19 protein-coding genes are annotated in these 23,810 nt (G+C 55.0%); 12 read left to right on the top strand and 7 right to left on the bottom strand.

Annotation, left to right across the window (positions count from 1 at the left end; translation table 11 throughout):
• Positions 1-8: 8 nt before the first annotated feature.
• From accC to acuI, 6 genes are all read right to left on the bottom strand, one after another.
• The gene (accC, locus tag N5923_RS04725) at positions 9-1,355 is read right to left on the bottom strand and encodes an acetyl-CoA carboxylase biotin carboxylase subunit (protein WP_267140747.1); all 1,347 of its coding nucleotides are present in this window, start codon (positions 1,353-1,355) and stop codon (positions 9-11) included.
• A gap of 11 nt (positions 1,356-1,366) precedes the next feature.
• Positions 1,367-1,834: an acetyl-CoA carboxylase biotin carboxyl carrier protein gene (accB, locus tag N5923_RS04720; RefSeq protein ID WP_267140748.1), complete on the bottom strand. Its 468-nt coding sequence runs from the start codon at positions 1,832-1,834 to the stop codon at positions 1,367-1,369.
• A 21-nt stretch (positions 1,835-1,855) separates the two neighbouring features.
• Entirely contained in the window at positions 1,856-2,308 is a 453-nt protein-coding gene (gene aroQ / locus N5923_RS04715) for a type II 3-dehydroquinate dehydratase (RefSeq protein ID WP_017801506.1), read from the bottom strand.
• Positions 2,309-2,543: 235 nt separating this feature from the next.
• On the bottom strand, positions 2,544-3,146 hold the full coding sequence (gene msrQ, locus N5923_RS04710) for a protein-methionine-sulfoxide reductase heme-binding subunit MsrQ (protein ID WP_267140750.1): 603 nt from the start codon (positions 3,144-3,146) through the stop codon (positions 2,544-2,546).
• Entirely contained in the window at positions 3,147-4,151 is a 1,005-nt protein-coding gene (gene msrP / locus N5923_RS04705; protein WP_267140751.1) for a protein-methionine-sulfoxide reductase catalytic subunit MsrP, read from the bottom strand.
• Positions 4,152-4,269: 118 nt separating this feature from the next.
• Positions 4,270-5,247, bottom strand: coding sequence for an acrylyl-CoA reductase (NADPH) (acuI, locus tag N5923_RS04700; protein ID WP_267140752.1), 978 nt, complete (start codon positions 5,245-5,247; stop codon positions 4,270-4,272).
• A gap of 207 nt (positions 5,248-5,454) precedes the next feature.
• Between acuI and csrD the strand changes: the two genes are divergently transcribed.
• The 8 genes from csrD (at position 5,455) to tldD (ending at position 17,804) form a co-directional block, all read left to right on the top strand.
• Positions 5,455-7,404, top strand: a complete 1,950-nt coding sequence (gene csrD / locus N5923_RS04695; RefSeq protein ID WP_267140753.1) for an RNase E specificity factor CsrD — start codon at positions 5,455-5,457, stop codon at positions 7,402-7,404.
• A 316-nt stretch (positions 7,405-7,720) separates the two neighbouring features.
• Complete coding sequence (gene mreB, locus N5923_RS04690; RefSeq protein ID WP_017801501.1) at positions 7,721-8,764, top strand: rod shape-determining protein MreB; 1,044 nt, start codon at positions 7,721-7,723, stop codon at positions 8,762-8,764.
• 66 nt (positions 8,765-8,830) lie between these two features.
• On the top strand, positions 8,831-9,826 hold the full coding sequence (gene mreC / locus N5923_RS04685) for a rod shape-determining protein MreC (protein WP_267140754.1): 996 nt from the start codon (positions 8,831-8,833) through the stop codon (positions 9,824-9,826).
• Positions 9,823-10,311 (top strand): rod shape-determining protein MreD, encoded by a 489-nt coding sequence (gene mreD, locus N5923_RS04680; RefSeq protein ID WP_267140755.1) that lies wholly within the window; start codon positions 9,823-9,825, stop codon positions 10,309-10,311. The genes mreC and mreD overlap by 4 nt, the downstream gene beginning before the upstream one ends.
• Positions 10,312-10,319: 8 nt before the next feature.
• Positions 10,320-10,913, top strand: coding sequence for a Maf family protein (locus N5923_RS04675; protein WP_267140756.1), 594 nt, complete (start codon positions 10,320-10,322; stop codon positions 10,911-10,913).
• Positions 10,903-12,372: a ribonuclease G gene (gene rng, locus N5923_RS04670; protein WP_267140757.1), complete on the top strand. Its 1,470-nt coding sequence runs from the start codon at positions 10,903-10,905 to the stop codon at positions 12,370-12,372. Before N5923_RS04675 ends, rng begins: the two co-directional genes overlap by 11 nt.
• Before the next feature lie 44 nt (positions 12,373-12,416).
• On the top strand, positions 12,417-16,214 hold the full coding sequence (gene yhdP / locus N5923_RS04665) for an AsmA2 domain-containing protein YhdP (protein ID WP_267140758.1): 3,798 nt from the start codon (positions 12,417-12,419) through the stop codon (positions 16,212-16,214).
• 144 nt (positions 16,215-16,358) lie between these two features.
• Complete coding sequence (gene tldD / locus N5923_RS04660; protein WP_267140759.1) at positions 16,359-17,804, top strand: metalloprotease TldD; 1,446 nt, start codon at positions 16,359-16,361, stop codon at positions 17,802-17,804.
• Between the two features lie 90 nt (positions 17,805-17,894).
• Here tldD and aaeR read toward each other — a convergent pair whose 3' ends face one another.
• Entirely contained in the window at positions 17,895-18,812 is a 918-nt protein-coding gene (gene aaeR / locus N5923_RS04655) for an HTH-type transcriptional activator AaeR (protein WP_267142802.1), read from the bottom strand.
• 275 nt (positions 18,813-19,087) lie between these two features.
• Here aaeR and aaeX point away from each other — a divergent pair, with 275 nt between their 5' ends.
• The 4 genes from aaeX to N5923_RS04635 all read left to right on the top strand — a co-directional run bounded on the left by aaeX (position 19,088) and on the right by N5923_RS04635 (position 23,802).
• Complete coding sequence (gene aaeX, locus N5923_RS04650; protein WP_267142801.1) at positions 19,088-19,291, top strand: p-hydroxybenzoic acid efflux pump operon protein AaeX; 204 nt, start codon at positions 19,088-19,090, stop codon at positions 19,289-19,291.
• Between the two features lie 7 nt (positions 19,292-19,298).
• A complete protein-coding gene (gene aaeA / locus N5923_RS04645) occupies positions 19,299-20,231 on the top strand; it encodes a p-hydroxybenzoic acid efflux pump subunit AaeA (RefSeq protein ID WP_267142800.1) in 933 nt (310 codons plus the stop codon).
• A gap of 11 nt (positions 20,232-20,242) precedes the next feature.
• A complete protein-coding gene (gene aaeB / locus N5923_RS04640) occupies positions 20,243-22,210 on the top strand; it encodes a p-hydroxybenzoic acid efflux pump subunit AaeB (RefSeq protein WP_267142799.1) in 1,968 nt (655 codons plus the stop codon).
• Between the two features lie 137 nt (positions 22,211-22,347).
• A complete protein-coding gene (locus tag N5923_RS04635) occupies positions 22,348-23,802 on the top strand; it encodes an NAD-dependent succinate-semialdehyde dehydrogenase (RefSeq protein WP_267142798.1) in 1,455 nt (484 codons plus the stop codon).
• Positions 23,803-23,810: the final 8 nt, after the last annotated feature.

Raw genomic sequence — 23,810 nt, 5'->3', positions numbered from 1 at the left:
CAGGAAAATTAATCCTGCAAGCCGAGTTTCTTCTCCAGATAGTGGATATTGGTGCCACCCTGCTGGAAGTTTTCGTCGGACATAATGCGCATCTGCAGTTCGACGTTGGTTTTAATGCCGTCGATAATCAGCTCAGCCAGCGCATTCTTCATGCGGGCAATCGCCACATCACGGTTTTCACCGTAAGTGATCAGCTTGCCAATCATTGAGTCATAATACGGCGGTACGGTATAACCGGCGTAGATATGAGATTCCCAGCGCACACCAAAACCGCCTGGCGCGTGGAAACGGGTAATTTTACCCGGACTCGGCAGGAAGGAGTTTGGATCTTCGGCGTTGATACGGCATTCCACCGCATGGCCTTTGATCAGCACTTCATCTTGCTTGATTGACAGCGGCTGGCCAGCAGCGATACGCAGCTGCTCTTTAATCAGGTCAACACCGGTAATCATTTCGGTAACCGGATGCTCAACCTGAATACGGGTGTTCATTTCGATGAAATAGAACTCGCCGTTTTCATACAGGAACTCAAAAGTACCCGCGCCGCGATAGCCGATTTCGATACAGGCTTTCGCACAACGATCGCCGATAAAACGACGCATTTCGCTGGTGATGCCTGGTGCTGGTGCTTCTTCAACCACTTTCTGATGACGACGCTGCATGGAGCAGTCACGCTCACCGAGATAGATCGCGCTGCCCTGGCCGTCGGCCAGCACCTGGATCTCAATGTGGCGAGGATTCTCCAGATACTTCTCCATATAGACCATATCGTTGTTGAAAGCCGCTTTGGCTTCCGCACGGGTCATATTGATGGATTGTTCCAGATCTTTTTCCTGACGCACCACACGCATACCACGACCACCGCCGCCGCCAGAGGCTTTGATGATCACCGGGTAGCCGATACGCTTGCCGAAGGCACGGTTCTTATCCATGTCCTCGCCCAGCGGGCCATCAGATCCTGGTACGCAAGGTACGCCGGCTTTCTTCATCGCATTGATCGCGGAGACTTTGTCGCCCATCAGGCGAATAGTGTCAGCTTTCGGGCCGATAAAGATAAAGCCAGAACGCTCAACCTGCTCAGCAAAGTCAGCATTCTCAGACAGGAAGCCGTAGCCTGGGTGAATCGCTACAGCGCCGGTAATTTCAGCGGCAGAGATCAGCGCAGGAATATTCAGGTAGCTTTTAACCGACTGCGCCGGACCGATACAAACGGTTTCGTCAGCCAGCAGTACGTGTTTCAGGTCGCGATCCGCAGTGGAGTGCACCGCGACAGTCTTGATGCCCAGTTCTTTACAGGCACGCAGAATACGCAGCGCGATTTCACCACGGTTAGCAATTACAATTTTATCCAGCATGGTTCGCCTCGTTATTCGATGACTACCAGCGGCTCGTCAAACTCAACTGGCTGACCGCTTTCGACCAGAATCGCTTTCACAACGCCGGATTTATCGGCTTCGATCTGGTTCATCATTTTCATCGCTTCAACGATGCACAGGGTATCGCCTGCATTCACTTTCTGGCCCACTTCCACAAACGCTTTAGCGTCCGGGCTTGGCGTGCGGTAGAAAGTACCGACCATTGGGGAACGTACGATATGGCCACTGATCTCAGCTGGCGCTTCCACAACCGGTGCTGCTACGGGTGCGATGGCGTTAGCCAGCGCTGGCTGCTGCTGCTGCACAGGCATAGCGTACGCCTGCTGCATCATTGGGTAGCCCGTATTGGCAGGTGCGCGGCTGATGCGAACTGACTCTTCACCTTCAGAGATTTCCAGTTCGGAGATGCCTGATTCTTCAACCAGTTCGATCAGTTTTTTAATCTTACGAATATCCATGAGTGTGGTTCCGTACTCTGTTTAATTAGAATGTGACAGGCGTTTTACTGCCGTTTGTAAAGCCCAGGAATAACCGTCGACGCCAAGTCCACAGATAACTCCCGCAGAAATATCAGACAGATATGAATGGTGACGAAAAGGCTCGCGTGCATGCACATTAGAGAGATGCACTTCGATAAACGGAATGCTCACCGCCAGCAGAGCGTCACGAATCGCTACGCTGGTATGAGTGAATGCCGCCGGGTTAATCACGATATAATCGACATTGTCTTTTGCCTGATGGATGCGCTCAATTAACACATGTTCAGCGTTAGACTGGAGATGACTGAGTTTCACATTCAGTGCGTCAGCCTGCGTCGTCAAATCACTGACGATCTCGGCTAAAGTGGTCTTACCGTATTTTTCAGGCTCACGCGTGCCCAGCATATTCAGGTTGGGACCGTTCAAAAGCAGAATATGAAAGTTGACTGCCATCTTGCTGCTATCTCCTGCGATAATTGAGGCAACGCGTAAAATACCTTGTGGAAATCCATTTGTCACCTTTCCAGATGAAAATTGGGCTTCCGGCCTCAGCAAAGGCGGGCATTATATCGATTTCGTTGCAATTAGCAGCTAAATACTGGTCTTATCAGCGAAGATTATCAACCGCGCGCCGGAAATGACGCGCAGTTGCCTGCAGGATATGCGGGCTGGCACACACTATCAGGGACTATTTGGGCAGCCATTTGCGGAATTTTTTATAGCGCCATCCCAGTAAGATCAGCGCAATTAGCGCATAAATGATCGGTTGGGGCGATAAAATCTTCACTGACCAAAGGTAGTGAATCGGCGCGAGGATCGCCACCAGATAGATGCAATTGTGCAAAGTTTGCCAGCGGGCGCCCAGTTTACGCTGTGCGCGCTGGAATGAGGTTAGCGCCAGCGCCAGCAGAATCAGCCAGCTGATGACGCCTAACGTCAGGTAAGGGCGGGTGACCAGCTCCTGACCGAGCAGGCTCAGGTTGTTGATGCCCAGTTCCAGCACCGAGTAGCTGATTAAATGCAGGCTGGCCCAGGCAAAGCACCACAGGCCGAGCAGGCGGCGGGTACGGATCAGCAGCGGCTGTTTGCCATAGCGCGCCAGCGGCGTCACCAGTAAGCTGGCCAATAACAGCTTCAGCGCCATTCTGCCGGTAAAATGCTGGATATCTTTCGCCGGATCGGCGCTAAACCAGCCTTGATCGACAGAGAGCATCAGCCATAACAGCGGCAAAAAGGCCGCCAGATGCAGCAGCGCTTTCAACGCGGTAATCTGTTTTAACGTCAGGCGCACTTAATAATTCTCCCGCAAATCCAGTCCGCGATACAGCGAAGCCACCTGTTCAGCATAACCATTAAACAGCAGGGTTGGCTGGCGTTTTACATCAAGGATACCGCCGGACCCGATAAAGCGCTCGGTAGCTTGTGACCAGCGTGGATGATCCACATGCGGGTTCACATTGGCATAGAAGCCATACTCATCGGGGCCAGCCAGATTCCAGGTGGTTGGCGGGCGCTCGCGGGTTAACTGGATATGCACAATCGACTTAATGCCTTTAAAGCCATATTTCCATGGCACGGTCAGGCGGATGGGCGCGCCATTCTGCGGCGGCAGGGCTTTACCATATACGCCAGTGGTCAGCATAGTCAGCGGATTCATCGCTTCATCAAGGCGCAAACCTTCAACGTAGGGATATTTCAGGCCGCCGCCAATAAAGCGATCCTGCTGGCCGGGCATCTGATCCGGGGCGTAAACGGTCTGGAAAGCGACGAAGCGGGCATTGCTGGTAGGTTCGGCGGCCTGCAACAGCTTGCCGAGTTCAAATCCGACCCACGGCACCACCATCGACCAGGCTTCCACGCAGCGCATCCGGTAAATACGCTGTTCGAGGGGAAAACGCTTAAAAATATCATCCATATCCAGCGTCAGCGGTTTCGCCACTTCACCATCAATACGGATCTTCCAGTCGGTGGTTTTCAGCGTCCCGGCATTAGCTGCCGGATCGGCTTTATCGAGACCAAATTCATAGTAGTTGTTATAGCCCGTCACTTTATCTTCAGGAGTTAACGGCAGATCCGCCTGCCAGGCGGCGGGCTTGCTGAAGTCGAGCGCTTTACCCGCCGGCGCTGGTGGGCGGTCATTTCCTTTAAACCACGACAGCACATCGGCATGCGCGGCCTGTGGCAGTGTCAGCGCGGCGGCGGTCAGCCCGAGAGTTTTAATAATATCGCGCCGATGCTGGTTAAACACCGTTTCCGGCGTTACATCGGCTTCGGTAAGTTTGTTGACAGGCTTCATCTGAAGGCCCTCTGAAAATTAAGGATTATCTTCAGCATGATGTATGGCGCGGAAACTGGCGAGTTATTGGCGGAAAATGTGAAATTTCCTGGACGCGTTCCTTCGCATCCAGCAATGGTCAGCGAACTTTGACCAGCGTACGGCCGGTAATATCGTTATTCAGCAGACGTGCGGCGGTCTCGGCGGCCTGCGCCAGCGGCACTTCGGTCGTGGCTTGCTGGTAAAACGACTCTGGCAGGATTTTCAGCAGACGCTTCCACGCCTCAATGCGCCGATCCGCCGGTGTTTGCACGGAATCGACTCCCTGCAGACGCACATTCCGCAGTATAAACGGCATCACCGTGGTTGGCAGAGCAAAGCCGCCCGCCAGACCGCAAGCGGCAACGGTGCTGTTATAGTGCATTTGCGCCAGCACGCTGGCCAGCACGCGATCACCCGCGGTATCAATGGCGCCAGCCCAGCGCTGTTTCTCCAGTGGACGACTCTCGCCGCTAAATTCACTGCGCGGCAGGATCTCGCTGGCGCCAAGTCCGCGCAGATACTCATGGGTGCTCTCACGACCACTGACCGCCGCCACGCGATAGCCCAGCGCACTCAGCAGGGCAACGGCGGTACTGCCAACGCCACCGCTGGCGCCGGTGACCACAATCTCTCCGCTTTCCGGTGTTACGCCGCCGTCTTCCAGCGCCATTACGCACAGCATGGCGGTAAAGCCTGCGGTACCAATAATCATCGCTTTACGCCCGTCCAGCCCCTGCGGCATTGGCACCAGCCAGTCGCCTTTTACCCGCGCCTGCTCCGCCAGACCGCCCCAGTGATTTTCGCCAACACCCCAGCCGGTCAGCAGCACCGCCTGGCCAGCGTGGAAACGCGGATCTTCGCTGTGACGTACATGACCAGCGAAATCAATCCCCGGCACCATCGGGAAGTTGCGAATGATCTTGCCCTTGCCGGTGATCGCCAGCGCATCTTTATAGTTAATGCCGGACCACTCGACATCCACCGTGACCTCGCCAGCGGGTAACAGCTCGCTGGCAACGGTTTTAACTGTGGCGAGAGTTTTCCCCTCGGATTGTTCTAATAGTAACGCTTGCATAAGAATCTCCTGAAAGAGTGCATTAACCTGCTAAAAATGGTGCCTCTGCGACTATACTCGCCACAATCAGGCGCATCCTGACTGTGCGCAAACAAATGCACATCAGTTGGGCAAAGATCGCGATTTTTTGTAGGGGCGGCGTTATCGCCGCCCGTGTCAGGCCATAATAAATGGCTTATCTAATAACCGCAGTTAAAAGGCACAGGGATGCGATTAACCACCAAACTATCTGCGTTTATCGCATTGCTTAGCGCGCTGGCGATGTTGCTGATGTTAACCGGCTGCGCGCTTAGCTTCTTCTATCTCAGCAATCAGCGCGTGGAACATCGCGTACAGACCATGGTAACTGAGATTGATCAGGCGTTGATCAACGAGCCGGTCGCCAGCCTTGAACCCTGGTTGCGCCGAATGATGCCGTTGCTGAATATCGAACGCATTGATATTCATAATAGTCTGCGCACGCAGTTGTCATTGCAGCGCCACCAGAACGCGCTAATTGAGGATGAGCCCAACCGCTTTCGCCAGGCGGAAATCCCGCTGTTAAAACATCCTGCATTAAGCGTGCGAATTGTCTGGCTGGATCCGGCCAACACCTGGTTCCGCTCGTTTATCGGCGCGTCGACGATGATTGCGGTCGCCAGCGTGGCGCTGATTATGATGCTGATTTTACTGCTGTCGCACCGCTGGCTCTATCGCCACTTAAAAGGGCTGGAGAGTCTGGAAAGCCGCGCGCAGAGAGTGATTCTCGGGGAGCGCGCCAGCGTGGAACGCGGCTCGATTCATGAGTGGCCCGCCAAAGCCAGCAGCGCCATCGACCTGCTGCTGAACGATGTGCAGGAGGCAGGTGAACAGCGTATTCGCGTCGATACTCTGATCCGCGCCTTTGCCGCGCAGGATGCGAAAACCGGACTGAATAACCGGCTGTTCTTTGATAATCAGCTGGCCACCTTGCTGGAAGATGCGGAGGATGTCGGCGCCCATGGTGTGGTGATGATGATTCGTGTGCCGGACTTCGACAGCCTGCGCGACCGCAGCGGCAATCTGGTGGTCGGGGATTATCTGTTTGACCTGGTGAATATGCTGTCGACTTTTGTGATGCGCTATCCGGGCGCGTTGCTGGCGCGCTATTTCCGCAGCGATTTCGCCGTGCTGCTGCCGCACCGTACGCTGAAAGATGCCGGCAGTATCGCCAGTCAGCTGATCACCGCCGTGGATTCACTGCCGCCAACGCGCGCCTTAGATCGCGAAGATATGATCCATATCGGTATCAGCGCCTGGAGCAACGGGCAGACTACCCAGCAAGTGATGGAAAATGTGGAGCTGGCGACCCGCCATGCGGCGTTGCTCGGCGGTAATAACTGGTCCGTAGGCGAAGGCAATACGAATGAGGTGGGGCGCGGCAGTGTCAGATGGCGCACCCTGCTGGAACACACCCTGACGCTGGGCGGTCCGCGCTTATACCAGAAACCGGCGGTGACGCGCGAAGGACTGGTGCATCATCGTGAGATGCTGACGCGCATTTTCGATGGCGAGAAAGAGCTGCTGGCGGCCGAATATATGCCGCTGGTACAACAGATGGGCATGGCGGAAAGTTACGATCGTCAGCTGGTCACCCGGATTGTCACATTGTCAGATGTCTGGCCGGATGAAACCCTGGCGCTGCCGGTGACCGTCGACGCGCTGTTACAGCGTCCGTTCCAGCGCTGGCTGCGCGATACCTTGCTGCAATGCACTAAAATGCAAAGAAAACGGTTTTTATTTGAACTTGCAGAAGCAGATGTGTGTCAACACATCATTCGGCTGCAGCCTGTGTTTCGTTTGCTGCAGGGTTTTGGCTGCCGTATCGCGGTAAATCAGGCAGGATTGACGGTGGTCAGTACTGCGTATCTGAAGCAGTTTAAAGTGGAAATTATTAAGCTGCATCCGGCGCTGGTACGGGATATTGAGCGCCGCACAGAAAATCAGCTGTTTGTGCAGAGTTTGATCGAGGTTTGTAAGGCAACACCGACGCGCGTTTTTGCCGCCGGCGTCAGGACACGAGCCGAATGGCAGACCTTGTCGGGACTGGGTGTGGCAGGCGGCCAGGGTGACTTTTTTGCTGCCTCACAGCCGGTAAACAGCAACGTGAAAAAATATTCGCAAAGATATCGAGTTTAGTCTGCCGTTAACCGCGATTTCACGTAGAATAGCCGCGCGGTTGTGGTTCGAGACGGCTTCGTCGGTGAACCGATGAAACCTGAAAAAAAATGTTAAATTTTATGTATGTTATGTCCGCTTCCCAGCCATATATACAGCGCAGCGCCTGATTTCAGGCACGCAGTCGCAGTGTCGCTTGTGCGGTTATGTCATAAGTGAGAGATTGCGTGACTTTTCACCGAAGTAGAATGTTTTTGCGCCTTGTGGCTGCTTCGTGTGGTTGGTAAAGTAAGCGGATTTTATTTTCCGCCCCCAGCTTGCAGGATTATTCTTTAGTATGTTTAAAAAATTTCGCGGCATGTTTTCCAACGACTTGTCCATCGACCTGGGTACCGCCAATACCCTTATTTATGTCAAAGGGCAGGGCATCGTTCTTAATGAGCCTTCTGTCGTTGCTATTCGTCAGGATCGTGCCGGCTCCCCAAAGAGCGTAGCGGCTGTCGGTCATGATGCAAAACAGATGCTGGGCCGTACGCCGGGCAATATCGCCGCTATCCGTCCAATGAAAGATGGCGTAATCGCCGATTTCTTCGTGACTGAGAAAATGCTGCAGCATTTTATCAAGCAAGTTCACAGCAACAGTTTTATGCGCCCCAGCCCAAGAGTGCTGGTGTGTGTGCCGGTTGGAGCAACGCAAGTTGAACGCCGCGCCATCCGCGAATCTGCCCAGGGTGCAGGCGCGCGTGAAGTTTTCCTGATTGAAGAGCCGATGGCTGCCGCGATTGGCGCCGGTCTGCCGGTTTCAGAAGCGACCGGTTCGATGGTAGTGGATATTGGTGGTGGTACTACCGAAGTGGCGGTGATCTCGCTGAACGGCGTGGTGTACTCCTCTTCTGTGCGTATCGGTGGTGACCGCTTCGACGAAGCGATCATTAATTATGTGCGCCGTAACTACGGTTCACTGATTGGTGAAGCGACCGCTGAACGCATCAAACACAGCATTGGCTCGGCCTATCCGGGTGATGAAGTGATGGAAATTGAAGTGCGCGGACGTAACCTTGCTGAAGGTGTGCCGCGTGGTTTCACGCTGAACTCCAACGAAATCCTTGAAGCGCTGCAGGAGCCGTTAACCGGTATCGTCAGTGCGGTGATGGTTGCCCTGGAACAGTGTCCGCCGGAACTGGCGTCCGACATTTCCGAGCGCGGTATGGTGCTCACCGGAGGTGGCGCATTGCTGCGTAACCTCGATCGTCTGCTGATGGAAGAGACCGGCATTCCGGTGGTCGTCGCAGAAGATCCGCTGACCTGTGTCGCACGCGGCGGTGGTAAAGCGTTGGAGATGATCGACATGCACGGCGGCGATTTGTTCAGCGAAGAATAATCTGCCAGGGGAGTGGTGGTCAGTCCGTCACTCCCTTTTCTTGATGTCGAGGAATACGCTGCGTTTATGAAGCCGATTTTCAGCAGGGGTCCCTCCCTGCAGCTGCGCCTCTTTTTGGCGGTTATCGTGGCAATTGGGGTTATCGTTGCCGACAGTCGAATTGGGGCATTTACCCAAATTCGCACCTATATGGACACCGCAGTCAGTCCGTTCTATTTTCTGGCCAACGGGCCACGTCAAATTCTGGACAACGTTTCTGCAACGTTGGCCTCACGTCAGCAGTTAGAGCTGGAAAACAAAGCGCTTCAGCGCGAACTCTTCCTGAAAAACAGTGAGTTGTTAATGCTGGGTCAGTTTAAGCAGGAGAACGCACGTCTGCGTGAACTGCTTGGCTCGCCGTTGCGTCAGGATGAGCATAAAATGGTCACCCAGGTAATCTCTGTTGGCACCGATCCCTATACCGATCAGATGGTTATCGATAAAGGCAGCGTAAATGGCGTTTACGAAGGCCAGCCGGTAATCAGTGATAAGGGCGTGGTCGGTCAGGTGATTGCGGTCGGTAAAGTGACCAGCCGGGTATTACTGATTTGTGATGCTTCGCATGCGTTACCGATTCAGGTGCTGCGTAATGATATTCGGGTAATTGCCGCCGGCAATGGCTGTACCGAAGATCTGCAACTGGAGCATCTGCCAGGCAATACTGATATTCGCGTGGGCGATGTGCTGGTGACCTCCGGCTTAGGCGGTCGCTTCCCGGAAGGTTATCCGGTGGGCGTGGTCTCCTCCGTTAAAGTGGATACCCAGCGTGCTTACACTGTGATTCAGGCGCGGCCAACCGCTGGCCTGCAACGTCTGCGTTATCTGCTGCTGTTGTGGGGGGCTGACAGCCATGGCGATATGCCAATGGCACCGGATGAAGTGCATCGGGTAGCCAATGAGCGTCTGATGCAGATGATGCCGCAGGTGCTGCCAGCAGCCGATGCGATGGGACCGCCAGCACCACCGGTGCAAGCGGCCCCGGCAGAGGCTACGCCGCCTTCCGGTCGTGGAGGCCAGCCTTGAGTAGCTATCGCAGCAATGGTCGCTGGGTAATCTGGTTGTCTTTTCTGGTGGCGCTGGTGCTACAGATTATGCCGTGGCCGGATGAATTTTATATGTTCCGGCCGTCATGGTTGCTGTTGATTCTGATCTACTGGGTTCTGGCGTTACCGCATCGTGTAAATGTCGGCAGCGGGTTTTTGATGGGGGGCGTTATGGACCTTATCGCCGGATCGACGCTGGGTGTACGCGCGCTGGCGCTGAGCATCGTGGCCTATCTGGTTGCATTTAAATTCCAGCTGTTCCGTAACTTAGCATTGTGGCAGCAGGCATTAATGGTTATGGTGCTGTCGCTGGCAATGGATGTGATTGTTTTCTGGGCTGAATTTCTGGTTATTAATGTTTCATTCCGACCGGAAATTTTCTGGAGCAGTGTAGTCGACGGTATTTTATGGCCCTGGCTATTCTTATTGATGAGAAAGATCCGCCGTCAATTCGCTGTTCAATAAGGAAAACTATGCTATCCCTGTATCTTGCTTCCGGTTCACCACGTCGGCGTGAACTGCTGACCCAGCTTGGTCTGCACTTCGAACGCCTGTCGACTGAGGTCGAAGAGCAGCGCGGTGCTGATGAAGATGCCGAACACTACGTGCTGCGTCTGGCGCGCGAAAAAGCCCGGGCTGGGGTCGCTGTCGCGGCTGAAGACCTGCCGGTGCTGGGTGCCGATACCATTGTCGTACTGAATGGTGAAGTGCTGGAAAAGCCAAAAAATCAACAGCATGCCAGTGAAATGCTGACTAAACTTTCCGGGGAGACTCATCAGGTAATGACCGCTGTCGCGCTAGCCGACCGCGAACAGTTACTTGATTGTCTGGTGACCACCGATGTTACGTTCCGCAGCTTATCAGCCGATGATATTGCCAGCTATGTAGCCAGTGGCGAACCGATGGATAAAGCCGGCGCCTATGGCATTCAGGGCTCTGGTGGCAATTTTGTCAGAAAAATTAATGGCAGTTATCACGCAGTTGTCGGACTTCCGCTGGTTGAGACAGCAGAGCTGTTCAGCCACTTCCAGTCACTGCGTGAACTGAGAGGACAACATGACGGCTGAACTGCTGGTTAACGTTACCCCATCGGAAACGCGTGTGGCGTATATCGATGGTGGCATTCTGCAAGAAATTCATATCGAGCGCGAAGCGCGCCGCGGTATTGTCGGCAATATCTACAAAGGGCGCGTCAGCCGGGTATTACCGGGCATGCAGGCGGCGTTTGTTGATATTGGCCTCGATAAAGCCGCCTTCCTGCACGCCTCCGATATTATGCCGCATACCGAATGCGTCGCCGGTGAAGAGCAGAAAAACTTCAGCGTACGTGATATCTCCGAGCTGGTGCGCCAGGGTCAGGATCTGATGGTGCAGGTGGTGAAAGATCCTCTCGGCACCAAGGGCGCACGCTTAACCACCGATATCACCCTGCCGTCGCGCTATCTGGTGTTTATGCCGGGCGCGTCGCATGTCGGCGTGTCGCAGCGTATCGACAGCGAAGCCGAGCGCGATCGTCTGAAAGCGGTGGTTTCCGCCTATTGTGACGAGCTGGGCGGCTATATTATTCGCACCGCTGCCGAAGGTGTCGGTGAAGATGAGCTGGCGTCTGATGCCGCTTTCCTCAAGCGTCTGTGGACTAAAGTGATTGAACGCAAGAAGCGCAACCAGACGCGCTGCCGCCTGTATGGCGAAGTGGCGCTGTCGCAACGTGTGCTGCGCGACTTCGCTGGCGCGGCGCTTGATCGGGTGCGCGTCGACTCGCGTCTGACTTATGAACATCTGGTGGAGTTCACCAGCGAATATATTCCAGAGATGACCGCGAAGCTGGAGCTGTATACCGGCAAGCAGCCGATCTTCGATCTGTTTGATGTCGAAAACGAAATTCAGCGTTCGCTGGATCGTAAGGTGGAGCTGAAATCCGGCGGTTACCTGATTATCGATCAGACCGAGGCGATGACCACCGTCGATATCAATACCGGCGCCTTTGTCGGTCACCGCAATCTCGATGAAACCATCTTTAACACCAATATCGAAGCTACCCAGGCGATTGCCCGCCAGCTGCGGCTGCGTAATCTCGGCGGCATTATTATTATCGACTTTATCGATATGAGTAATGAAGAGCATCGCCGGCGCGTACTGCATTCACTGGAAACCGCACTGAGTAAAGATCGGGTGAAAACCGGCATTAACGGCTTCTCCCAGCTGGGACTGGTAGAGATGACGCGTAAACGCACCCGTGAAAGTATCGAACATGTGCTCTGTCATGACTGTCCGGTATGTAAAGGGCGCGGCACCTTAAAAACCGTCGAAACCGTCTGCTACGAAATTATGCGTGAGATTGTTCGCGTGCATCACGCCTACGACTCCGATCGCTTCCTGGTGTACGTATCACCGGCGGTGGGCGAGGCGCTGAAAAGTGAAGAGTCGCATGCGCTGGCGGAAGTCGAGATTTTCGTCAGCAAGCAGGTTAAAGTCCAGGTTGAACCGCTCTATACCCAGGAGCAGTTTGACGTGGTAATGATGTAGGGTCGCCGCCCGGCAGACGAAAGATTGAGTACAAGGAGAGATTAGTGAGGCAGTTGCCCAGGATCCTGTTATTAACAGGTGCAACAGTGATAGTGATCGTTGCGCTACTGGTCAGTGGCTTACGCTTAGCCATGCCTCATCTGGACAGCTATCGTACGGCTATTCTGCATAAAATCTCTGCCGTCAGTGAATTGCCGATCACCGCCAGTGCGTTACAGGGCAGCTGGCAAAACTTTGGCCCGACGCTGGAAATTAAAGATCTTAATGTCGGCCTGAAAGATGGCGGCCGTTTGAAAATCGATCGCGTGACGCTGGCGCTGGATATCTGGCAGTCGCTGCTGCATGCCCGCTGGCAGTTCCGCGATCTGACCTTCTGGCAGATGCATTTCACCACTAACTCTCCGCTGGTGGAGAGCGGCAATAACCGCACTAGTTTTAAAACCGATAAGATTAGCGATCTGTTTTTACGTCAGTTTGACCACTTCGATCTGCGTGACAGTAGCATCAGTTTTCTCACTCCCTCCGGTCAGCGTGCCGAACTTGCGATCCCAAAACTCACCTGGCTGAATGAAAAGACGCGCCATCGTGCGGAAGGTGAGGTCAGTCTCTCCAGCTTTACCGGCCAGCACGGTGTGGTGCAGGTGCGTCTCGATCTGAGCGACAACAATGGTTTGCTGAATGAGGGACGCGTCTGGATGCAGGCAGACGATGTTGATGTTAAGCCGTGGCTCGGCCAGTGGATGCGCGATAATACTACGCTCGATAGCGCGCGGTTCAGCCTCGCAGCCTGGCTGAGTCTGAAGCAGGGTGAAGTCTATGCCGGCGATGTCTGGCTGAAAAAAGGCGGCGCAGGCTGGCAGGGCGATCAGCGTCCGCACCGGCTGGAGGTGGATAATGTCACGGCCCATGTCACCAGGGTAAACAGCGGCTGGACGGTGAAGGTGCCACAAACCCGGCTGACCACCGATGGCGAAGCCTGGCCAACCGGCGAGTTCTCGCTGCTGTGGCAGCCGGAGAATGGCATTCTGCCGGGGCCGGACCACAATGAAGAGCTGCGCGTACGCGCCACCAAACTGAATTTACAGCGCCTTGAGCCGCTGATACCGCTGTTTTCTCCCTTATCGCCGCAGCTGCTCAGTAACTGGCGCGCGATTCAGCCGCGTGGTCAGCTGGATGCACTGGCGCTCGATATCCCGCTTAAGCAGCCAGAAAATAGCCGCTTCGCCGCTCAGTGGCGCGACCTTAGCTGGCAGCAGTGGAAATTACTGCCGGGAATGGAGCATTTTAGCGGTACGCTTTCCGGTGGCGTGGCGCATGGCCGTGTCGATCTGCTGGTGAACGATGCCACCTTGCCCTATGGCGATATGTTCCGCGCGCCGCTGGAGATCAAGCATGCGAGCGGCGCCATTGACTGGCGCTATGGTCAGCAGGGCCTGAGCTTAAGCGGTAAAAATCTCGATATTCAGGCGCGCTCGCTGTGGGCTAAAGGAGATTTTAACTACCATCAGCCCGCTAACCAGCCGCCGCGTCTCGATATTCTCGCCGGTATTAACCTGACTGACGCCGCAGATGCCTGGCGCTACTTCCCTGAGCCGTTAATGGGCAAGTCACTGGTTCACTACCTGACTGGCGCGATAAAAGGCGGCGAAGTGCATAACGCCACCCTGACCTTTGCCGGCGATCCGCATAAGTTCCCGTTTAAACATAATGACGGGATGTTCGAAGTGTGGGTGCCGTTGCGTAACGCCACCTACGAGTTTGAACCCGGCTGGCCCGCGCTGGAAAACCTCACCATCGACCTCGATTTTCTGAATGACGGCCTGTGGATGAATGCGCCACAAGCGATGCTCGGTAAGGTGCAGGGGAAAAATATCACTGCGGTGATCCCGGACTACCTGAAAGAGAAACTGATTATTAATGGTGATATCAGCGGCGCCGGACCGGAAGTACGCAACTACTTTAATCAGTCGCCACTGAAGCCGTCACTGGGCGCGGCCCTTGATGAACTGCAGATTGGCGGCGATGTAAGTGGACGCTTACATCTGGATATTCCGCTGGATGGCCAGCAGGTGCGCGCCAATGGCGAGGTGGCGTTACACGACAATACGCTGCTAATAAAACCGCTTGGAAGCACCCTGTCGAAGCTTACTGGCCGCTTTAGCTATGACAATGGCAACCTGCAAAGCGATGAGATGAGCGCCAGCTGGTTCGGGCAGCCGCTGGGGGTTAATTTTAATACCGTGGAAGGCGAGAAAGATTACCAGATCGGCGTCAACCTGAAAGGCGACTGGCAGCCCGCGCAGATCAAAGCCCTGCCGCAGCCAGTTGCCAGCCAGCTTAAAGGCAGCGCGGCGTGGAACGGTAAAGTCGCGATTAATCTGCCGCATCAGGGTGGCGCTAAATACCAGGTCGATGTGGATGGCGATCTGAAAAATGTGAGCAGTCACTTACCTTCTCCGCTGGATAAAGCCGCGGGCAGTGCTTTGCCGGTGAAAGTGAGCGCCAGCGGCAACCTGCAGCATTTCGATCTCAGTGGTTCGCTGGGTGATAAGCAGCGTTTTAACAGCCGCTGGCTGCTGGGCGACCGCCTGCGCGTAGATCGTGGCATCCTGGTCAATGACAGCAAAACCACGCCGAAACTACCGGACCGCACCGGAATGGTACTTAATCTACCGCCGCTGGATGGTGAAGCCTGGCTGGGGTTAATGGCGGGTGGCAGCGAAGGACAAGCCGGGCGCAGCTATCTGCCGGGCAATATTATTCTGCGTACTCCGTCGCTGACGCTGGCAGGTCAGCAGTGGCGCGATCTGGAGGCCACCATCAGTCAGTCGGTGGGAGGCAGTACGCAGATTGAGGCGCAGGGGCGTGAAGTGAAAGGCAGCCTGACGATTCCGGCCAGTTCCGCCTGGCGCGCGCATCTCAATTACCTCTATTACAATCCGCAGTTTGACAGCAGTGGCAATGGCGGCAAATCGGCGCTGCCGGAAGATGCATCCTCGATTAATTTCAGCAGCTGGCCAGCGCTGGACGTCACCTGTGATGAGTGCTGGTTACGCGGCCAGAAATTTGGCCGCATGCAGGCCAGCCTGGTGCCAGATAACGATACGCTGACGCTGAAAAATGGCCTGATTGATAGCGGCAACGCACGCTTAGCCGTGGCGGGTGAATGGGTGAATCGTCCGCATGAGCAGCGCACCTCGTTGAAAGGTCAGTTAAGCGGCAAGAAAATTAATGATGCGTCGAACTGGTTTGGCGTCAACACGCCACTGCGCGATGCGCCTTTTAATATCGATTACGATCTGCACTGGCGCTCAGCGCCGTGGCAGCCATCGGAAGAGAGTTTAAGCGGCGTGCTGAAGAGCCATTTTGGTAAAGGCGAGATTGCTGACGTTAATACCGGGCGCGCCGGCCAGCTGTTACGGCTGATCAGTTTCGATGCTCTGCTGCGTAAGCTGCGCCTCGATTTTAGCGACACCTTTGGTCAGGGCTTCTATTTTGATTCAATTAACGGCACCGCGTGGATCGAAAACGGGGTGATGCGTACCGACAATCTGCTGGTGGATGGGCTTGAAGCTGATATCGCCATGCAGGGCAAAATGGATCTCGTCAAACGCCAGATTGATATGGAAGCGGTGGTGGCGCCGGAAATTTCCGCCACCGTCGGGGTTGCTGCCGCCTTTGTGGTTAACCCGGTGGTGGGAGCGGCGGTGTTTGCCGCCAGCAAGGTGCTGGGGCCGCTATGGAATAAAATTTCGGTGCTGCGCTATCACATCAGCGGGCCGATCGATAAGCCAGAAATCAATGAAGTATTGCGCAAGCCGCGCGAAAACAGCGCAAAGTGAATTTGACGCCACCAGTGATTTAACGCAGGCTTAACGTAGGGGCGGCGTTCTCGCCGCCCGTGCCGATGATTTGCATCATTGCTAAAAGTGGCGTTCTTGCCGCCCACGCCAATGATTTGCACCATACAAAATAAGTGAGAAACGATGAGTCTGAATCTGGTAAGTGAGCAGTTACTAACTGCTAACGGTATTAATCATCAGGATCTATTTACCCTTTTAGGGCAGCTTTCAGAACGTCGACTGGATTACGCCGATCTCTATTTCCAGACCAGCTATCACGAGTCCTGGGTGCTGGAAGATCGCATTATTAAAGATGGTTCCTACAACATCGACCAGGGTGTCGGTGTGCGTGCGGTAAGCGGCGAGAAAACCGGTTTTGCCTACGCAGACCAGATTACCCTGAATGCGCTGACGCAGAGCGCCAATGCGGCGCGCAGCATCGTGCGTGAACTGGGTGACGGCAAAAGCAAAACCCTGGGCGCGGTAGAGAACCGTTTACTGTATCCAATCCTCGATCCGTTACAGAGCCTGTCGCGTGAAGATAAGATCGCTTTGTTGCACCGGGTGGACAGCGCAGCGCGTGCTGCTGATAAACGTGTGCAGGAAGTAACTGCCAGTCTGACTGGCGTCTATGAGCAGGTGCTGGTTGCCGCCACCGACGGCACGCTGGCGGCGGATGTCCGTCCTTTAGTGCGTCTCTCGGTCAGCGTACAGGTCGAAGATAACGGTAAGCGCGAACGCGGTTCCAGCGGCGGCGGCGGCCGTAGCGGTTACGAGTTCTTCCTCGCCGACGAAAATGGTGAAGTGCGTGCTGAAGCCTGGGCGCGTGAAGCGGTGCGTATGGCATTAGTGAATCTTTCCGCGGTTGCCGCGCCGGCGGGCACTATTCCGGTGGTGCTCGGTGCGGGCTGGCCGGGCGTGCTGCTGCATGAAGCGGTTGGACACGGCCTGGAAGGTGATTTTAACCGCCGTGGCACGTCAGTATTTAGCGGTCATATGGGACAGCTGGTGGCTTCAGAGCTGTGTACCGTGGTTGATGACGGCACTATTGATGGCCTGCGTGGTTCGCTGGCGATTGATGATGAGGGCGTTCCGGGTCAGTACAACGTGCTGATTGAAAACGGGATTCTCAAAGGCTATATGCAGGACAAACTGAACGCCCGTCTGATGGGGGTTAAGCCAACCGGTAACGGCCGTCGTGAGTCCTATGCCCATCTGCCGATGCCGCGTATGACCAATACCTATATGCTGGCAGGCAAATCAACGCCGCAGGATATTATCGAAAGCGTAGAGTACGGTCTGTATGCGCCGAACTTCGGTGGCGGTCAGGTAGATATCACTTCCGGTAAGTTTGTCTTCTCGACTTCCGAAGCTTATCTGATTGAAAACGGCAAAGTGACCAAACCGGTGAAAGGCGCCACGCTGATTGGTTCCGGCATTGAAGCGATGCAGCAAATTTCGATGGTCGGTAACGACCTCGCGCTGGATAAAGGCGTTGGTGTTTGCGGCAAAGAAGGCCAGAGCCTGCCGGTGGGTGTGGGTCAGCCGACACTGAAACTGGATAAGCTGACGGTGGGTGGTACTGCCTGATTCAGGGTTGCCAGTAACGGGCGGCGAAAACGCCGCCCCTACAGAAAATCGCGCTCTTGTGTAGGGGCGGCGTTTTCGCCGCCCATTCTGTTATCGCTTGCGGTGCTCCTGATATATCGTCGCCACCTGCTTAAAGTATTCCGCCAGATAGTTGATACACACCTGCACCTTTAGCGGTAGCTTATCTTTCTGCGTATAGACCGCATAAACCGGTCGCGGATCGGACTGATACTGACTAAACAGGATCTCCACCTCACCCGCATTAATCTCATCAATCACCCACATCAGCGGAACATAAGCGATGCCGGTGCCTGCTTTCAGCCAGCGCGTCAGGGTCTGTGAATCATTGGTGACAAAGCGTCCCTGCGGCGAGATGCGAATCGCGTTGCCTTCTGGCGACACCAGCTCAAAATCATTATCCGGGCGCACGCTATATTCCAGCCAGGAAAAATTACCAATATCCCCCGGCTTCTCCGGCGCGCCATGCTGCGCCAGATAGCTTTTCGCTGCGCAGACCACCATCGGCATCGAGCCGAGGCGACGCGAGAACAGGCTGGAGTCCTGCAATGCGCCGACGCGGATCACCACATCGAGGCCATCGGCGATTAAATCAGGCGCCGGGATACCGGTGACCAGATTAACGGTCAGGCCAGGATATTCACGCAGCATCTCAGCGCTCATGGTGGCGAGGACGTTTTGCGCCATGGTGGATGAGCTGCCAATGCGCAGGGTACCAATCGGCGTATTGTTAAAAGCATATAGCTGTTCATGGACTTCCTGCGCTTCCGACAGCATGCGCCGGCAGCCCTGGAAATAGATTTTTCCGGCCTCGGTCAGGCCGATACTGCGGGTGCTGCGGTTCAGGAGTTTTACCTGCAGCTCATCTTCCAGTTTGGCGACGATCTGACTGATTGCCGACACGCTCATCTGCAACCGGCGCGCTGCGGCAGTGAAAGAACCCAATTCGACTACTTTGGCAAAAACCGACATGCCCTTAAGTCTTTCCATTGTTAACTCTGGCTTAAAAGTGATTTAGATCACATTATGGTGAAAACTTATAGTCATCAGCGTTACTATATGGCTGCCGGGTGACCGTCTGGTTACTCACCCCATGTCGAGATTACCTGATGTTAAACTATCATTAGGTGACGATTCTGATTTTCGTCTGACAGTTTACCTGTTGCCCGACCATCATCAATCGGTAACGCGCACATCCCCAGCATCACGGGTGGCGTTTTTTTTGGCATCACGGCACCCCGGCACTGTATGCAAAAGGATAAGAGATGAGTGTGCTTCCGGTTATTGTGGTGTTTGGACTGTCGTTCCCGCCGATATTTTTTGAGCTTATCGTCGCGCTGATGCTGTTCTGGCTGGTGCGTCGCGTGCTGATGCCCAGCGGTATTTATGATTTAGTCTGGCATCCGGCACTGTTTAATACAGCCCTGTTTTGCTGTCTGTTTTACCTGGTATCCCGTCTGTTCGTCTGAGGTCATAGTGAAAGCTCTAATAAGAAAAACCGCACGTTATGCGATCACCATCATTCTGGTTATCATCGCCATTATCGTTATTTTCCGTGCATGGGTGTTCTATACCGAATCCCCGTGGACACGTGACGCCAAATTTACCGCGGACGTGGTGGCAATCGCCCCTGATGTTAGCGGCCTGATCACCGACGTGCGGGTGCATGATAACCAGCTGGTGAAGCAGGGTGACGTATTGTTCACTATCGATATGCCGCGTTTCCAGAAAGCGCTGGATGAAGCGGAAGCGGATGTCGCCTACTACCAGGCGCTGGTCAGTGAGAAACGCCGTGAAGCCGGACGCCGCAATCAGCTGGGCGTGCAGGCGATGTCGCGTGAAGCGATTGATCAATCGAATAACGATCTGCAAACCAGCGAACATCAGTTAGCCAAATCCCGTGCGACGCGCGATCTGGCACAGCTGGATCTCGATCGTACAGTGATCCGCGCGCCTTCTGCAGGCTGGATCACTAACCTGAATGTGCATGGCGGTGAATTTATTACCCGCGGTTCCACCGCGGTGGCGCTGGTGAAACAGAACAGTTTCTATCTGCTGGCCTATATGGAAGAGACCAAACTGCATGCGGTACGTCCGGGCTATCGCGTTGAAATTACGCCACTGGGCAGCAATATCGTGCTGCGTGGCACCGTCGACAGCGTAGCGGCGGGGGTAAATAACAGCAGCAGCACCGTCGACAGCAAAGGGATGGCGACTATCGATTCCAACCTCGAGTGGGTGCGTCTGGCGCAGCGTGTGCCGGTGAAAATCCGTCTCGATCAGCAGCCGGGTAATCTCTATCCTTCCGGTACCACCGCGACCGTAGTGGTGACCGGCAGTGTTGACCGTACTCATGAGCAGCTACCGCCGATGACCCGTTTCTTCCAGCGCTTACGTGAGTTTGGTTAAGCGGAGGCACTATGCAAGGTTTCACCTTCGAACGTCTCCGCTTTCCGTTAAAGCTCACCTTTGCGGTGGTGCTGGCGCTGTTTATCGGCTTTCACTTTAATCTGGCCACCCCGCGTTGGGCTGTGATGACCGCCGGTATTGTTGCCGGTGGCACCGCATTTGCCGCTGGCGGCGATCCCTTCTCCGGTGCGTTGCGCCATCGCGGCATGCTGCGCATTATCGGTACTTTTCTCGGCTGTATCGCCGCGCTGGTGATTATGATCAGCACCATTCGCGCGCCGGTAGTGATGCTGCTGCTGTGCTGCTTATGGGCGGGCATCTGCGTCTGGTTGTCGTCGCTGATTAAAGTGGAGAACTCCTACGCACTGGGCCTTGCCGGTTATACCGCGCTGATTATTGTGGTCACCGCTGATGCCAATGGTTCCCTGCTGCTGGCGCCGCAGTACGCGATTGAGCGTTGCAGCGAAATTGTCATCGGGATTGTCTGTGCGATCCTTGCCGATCTGCTGTTTTCACCGCGATCGGTGAAAAACGATATCGATCGCGAGATCGACTCGCTGCTGGTGGATCACTATAAGCTGTTGCAGCTATGCATCGCCCATGGGGATAAAGAGGAGGTCGATAAATCCTGGAGCAGCCTGGTGCGGCGTACCAATGCGCTCAACGGCATGCGCAGCAATCTGATGATGGAATCCTCGCGCTGGCAAAAGGTCAACCGACGCCTGACAGCGCTACATACGCTATCGCTGACGCTAATCACCCAGGCGGCGGAAACCTTCCTGATCCAGAACAGTCGCCCTGACTATCTGCCGCCACAGTATAAAGTTCTGTTTGAGAAACCCGTCAGCAGCGTTGGCGACGTGCATAAACGTATGAAGCTGATGCGCCGGGTGATCACCGCCAGCGGCAGTAAAAATACTCCCGTCACCGTTGCCAGCTGGGTCGGGGCCGCCACCCGTTATCTGCTGTTGCTGAAAGGGATCCATACCAATAGCAGCATCAGCACTGTCGAGGAAGCGGTGCTAAGCGACGCGGTAGTGATCAAAGCCAAATCGGCCGAAACCCGCCATGCGCTGATTAACGGTATTCGTACCTTTGTGGCGACCGCTTTAGGCTCGCTGTTCTGGTTGTACACCGGCTGGACTTCAGGCAGTGGCTGTATGGTGATGCTGGCGGTAATAACCGCGCTGGCGATGCGCATGCCCAATCCGCTGATGCTGGCGAAAGATTTTCTCTATGGCATGACCGTCGCCGTGCCGCTCGGTGCGCTCTACTTTATGGTGATTATGCCCGCTACCCAGCAAAGTATGCTGTTGCTGTCGATTGCCATCGGCGGTTTAGCGTTTGTCGCCGGGATATTTATCCAGCGCCGTCAGATTGGTACGCTCGGCGCCTTTGTCGGCACGCTGAATATTCTGGTGCTGGATAATCCGATGACCTTCGAGATTAAAACCTTTCTCGACAGCGCGTTAGGCCAGGTGATTGGCTGCTTTGTCGCCCTGATGGTGATTCTGCTGATTCGCGATACCTCCAAAGCGCGTATTGCCCGCACGCTGCTGAACCGATTTATGTATGCGGCAGTATCGGCGATGACCACGAATCAGGCGCGCCGCAACGAAAACCATCTGCCCGCGCTCTATCAGCAGCTGTTTATGTTAATCAACCTGTTCCCTGGCGATATCGATAAGTATCGACTGGCGCTGACGCTGATTATTGGCCATCAGCGTTTACGTACCGCCGATATCCCGATTAACGCCGATCTCTCTGCGTTCCATAAGCAGCTACGCTATACCGCCGATCGGGTAATCGCCGCGCGCAGCGACGATAAACGCCGCTACTACTTCGAGCGCCTGCTGCGTGAGTTCGATGAGTATCAGGAAAAGCTGGCGGTGTATAACGCGCCGCTTAGCGTTACCGAGCCGGTAAAACGGCTGGCGGATATGCTGAAAAAGTATCAGAACACGCTGATTTTAGTCTGAGACCACGCCGGTGCCCCACGGGCATCGGCGTCCCGCGTTGACAATTCTTATCTTCTGAAACAACTCCGTCATCAAACCCCTGAGTTTTGCCAACTATACTGAGCTAATCAGGATGGCAAATTGATCAGGAGAAACTTATGTCTCATACCAGCTTACAAGATAGTGACCTTTTCCAGACCGGCTATCTGGCCGACGGCCAGTGGCATGCATTGCAGGAAACCTTTGCGGTGCTTAATCCCGCCACTGGTGAAACCATCGCACAGGTAGCGAAAGCCGGTAAAAGTGAAACCGAACAGGCAATTGCGGCGGCGCAAAAGGCATTCCCGGCGTGGCGGGCGAAAACCGCTAAACAGCGCGCTGAAATTCTTAATCGCTGGTATCAGCTGATGATTGAGAATAAAAGCTGGCTGGGTCAGCTGATGACCGCCGAGCAGGGTAAGCCGCTTAAAGAAGCTGAAGGTGAAGTGGAGTATGCCGCCAGCTTTATTCAGTGGTTTGCCGAGCAGGCCAAACGCGTCAACGGCGAGATTATTCCGCCCGCCAAAGCGGGATCGCGTATCTATGCCACCCGTGAACCGATTGGCGTGGTGGCGGCGATTACGCCGTGGAACTTCCCGATGGCGATGCTGACGCGCAAACTGGGTCCGGCGCTGGCCGCTGGCTGTACCGGGATTATCAAACCGGCCAACAATACGCCGCTTTCTGCTTTTGCGCTGCTGGCGCTGGCGAAAAAAGCCGGTGTGCCGGATGGCGTGCTGAATGCGGTGGCGGGGGATACGCATGCCATCAGCGATGCGATTATGGCCAGCAAAGCGGTACGTAAAATCTCCTTCACCGGTTCGACTCAGGTCGGCAAGCTGTTAATGCGCAACGCCGCCGAAACCATGAAAAAGGTGTCGATGGAGCTGGGCGGCAACGCTCCCTATATCGTGTTTGACGATGCCGATATCGATGCCGCGGTTAAAGGCGCGATTGCCAATAAATTCCGCAATGCCGGACAGGTGTGCGTCAGCGTGAACCGCTTCTATATCCACGACAGTGTCTATGACCAGTTTGTAAACCAGCTGGCGGCGGAAGTGAATAAGCTGAAAGTGGGTAATGGCGCCGATGATGGTGTGGTCGTCGGGCCGCTGATCGAGAAGTCGGCGCTGGAAAAAGTGGAAGAGCACGTTAAAGATGCGGTGGCGCAGGGCGGACGCATAGTGGCGGGCGGCGCGCGTCATCAGCTGGGCGGCAATTTCTGGCAGCCAACGGTTATCGCCGATGCCCATGAAGGGATGAAGCTGGCGCAAGAGGAGACCTTTGGCCCGGTGGCCGCCTGCTTCCATTTTACCGATGAAGAGGATGTGATCCGTCGCGCTAACGATACCGAATTTGGCCTTGCCGCCTATTTCTATACGCAAAATCTGCAACGGGTATTCCGCGTCTCGGCGGCGCTGGAGAGCGGGATGGTCGGCATCAACGAGTGTGCGGTATCGACCGAGCTGGCACCGTTTGGCGGTGTAAAAGAGTCAGGTCTGGGTCGCGAAGGATCGGTGCTGGGGCTGGAAGAGTTTCTGGAGGTCAAAGCCCTGCATCTTGGAGGGCTGTAGGGGTGTTT

The organism is Winslowiella arboricola, from assembly GCF_025527015.1.
GTDB classification, from domain to species: domain Bacteria; phylum Pseudomonadota; class Gammaproteobacteria; order Enterobacterales; family Enterobacteriaceae; genus Erwinia; species Erwinia arboricola.
The sequence above is the reverse complement of the archived record's forward strand: the minus strand, read 5'-3'. Positions and strand labels throughout refer to the sequence as shown.

Coding starts and splice junctions, on each gene's coding strand:
- mreB (WP_017801501.1), top strand. CDS start 7,721: ATGTTTAAAAAATTTCGCGGCATGTTTTCCAACGACTTGTCCATCGAC.
- accB (WP_267140748.1), bottom strand. CDS start 1,834: ATGGATATTCGTAAGATTAAAAAACTGATCGAACTGGTTGAAGAATCA.
- rng (WP_267140757.1), top strand. CDS start 10,903: ATGACGGCTGAACTGCTGGTTAACGTTACCCCATCGGAAACGCGTGTG.
- N5923_RS04635 (WP_267142798.1), top strand. CDS start 22,348: ATGTCTCATACCAGCTTACAAGATAGTGACCTTTTCCAGACCGGCTAT.
- acuI (WP_267140752.1), bottom strand. CDS start 5,247: ATGCAAGCGTTACTATTAGAACAATCCGAGGGGAAAACTCTCGCCACA.
- aaeR (WP_267142802.1), bottom strand. CDS start 18,812: ATGGAAAGACTTAAGGGCATGTCGGTTTTTGCCAAAGTAGTCGAATTG.
- aaeX (WP_267142801.1), top strand. CDS start 19,088: ATGAGTGTGCTTCCGGTTATTGTGGTGTTTGGACTGTCGTTCCCGCCG.
- aroQ (WP_017801506.1), bottom strand. CDS start 2,308: ATGGCAGTCAACTTTCATATTCTGCTTTTGAACGGTCCCAACCTGAAT.
- aaeB (WP_267142799.1), top strand. CDS start 20,243: ATGCAAGGTTTCACCTTCGAACGTCTCCGCTTTCCGTTAAAGCTCACC.
- mreC (WP_267140754.1), top strand. CDS start 8,831: ATGAAGCCGATTTTCAGCAGGGGTCCCTCCCTGCAGCTGCGCCTCTTT.
- msrP (WP_267140751.1), bottom strand. CDS start 4,151: ATGAAGCCTGTCAACAAACTTACCGAAGCCGATGTAACGCCGGAAACG.
- accC (WP_267140747.1), bottom strand. CDS start 1,355: ATGCTGGATAAAATTGTAATTGCTAACCGTGGTGAAATCGCGCTGCGT.
- csrD (WP_267140753.1), top strand. CDS start 5,455: ATGCGATTAACCACCAAACTATCTGCGTTTATCGCATTGCTTAGCGCG.
- N5923_RS04675 (WP_267140756.1), top strand. CDS start 10,320: ATGCTATCCCTGTATCTTGCTTCCGGTTCACCACGTCGGCGTGAACTG.
- tldD (WP_267140759.1), top strand. CDS start 16,359: ATGAGTCTGAATCTGGTAAGTGAGCAGTTACTAACTGCTAACGGTATT.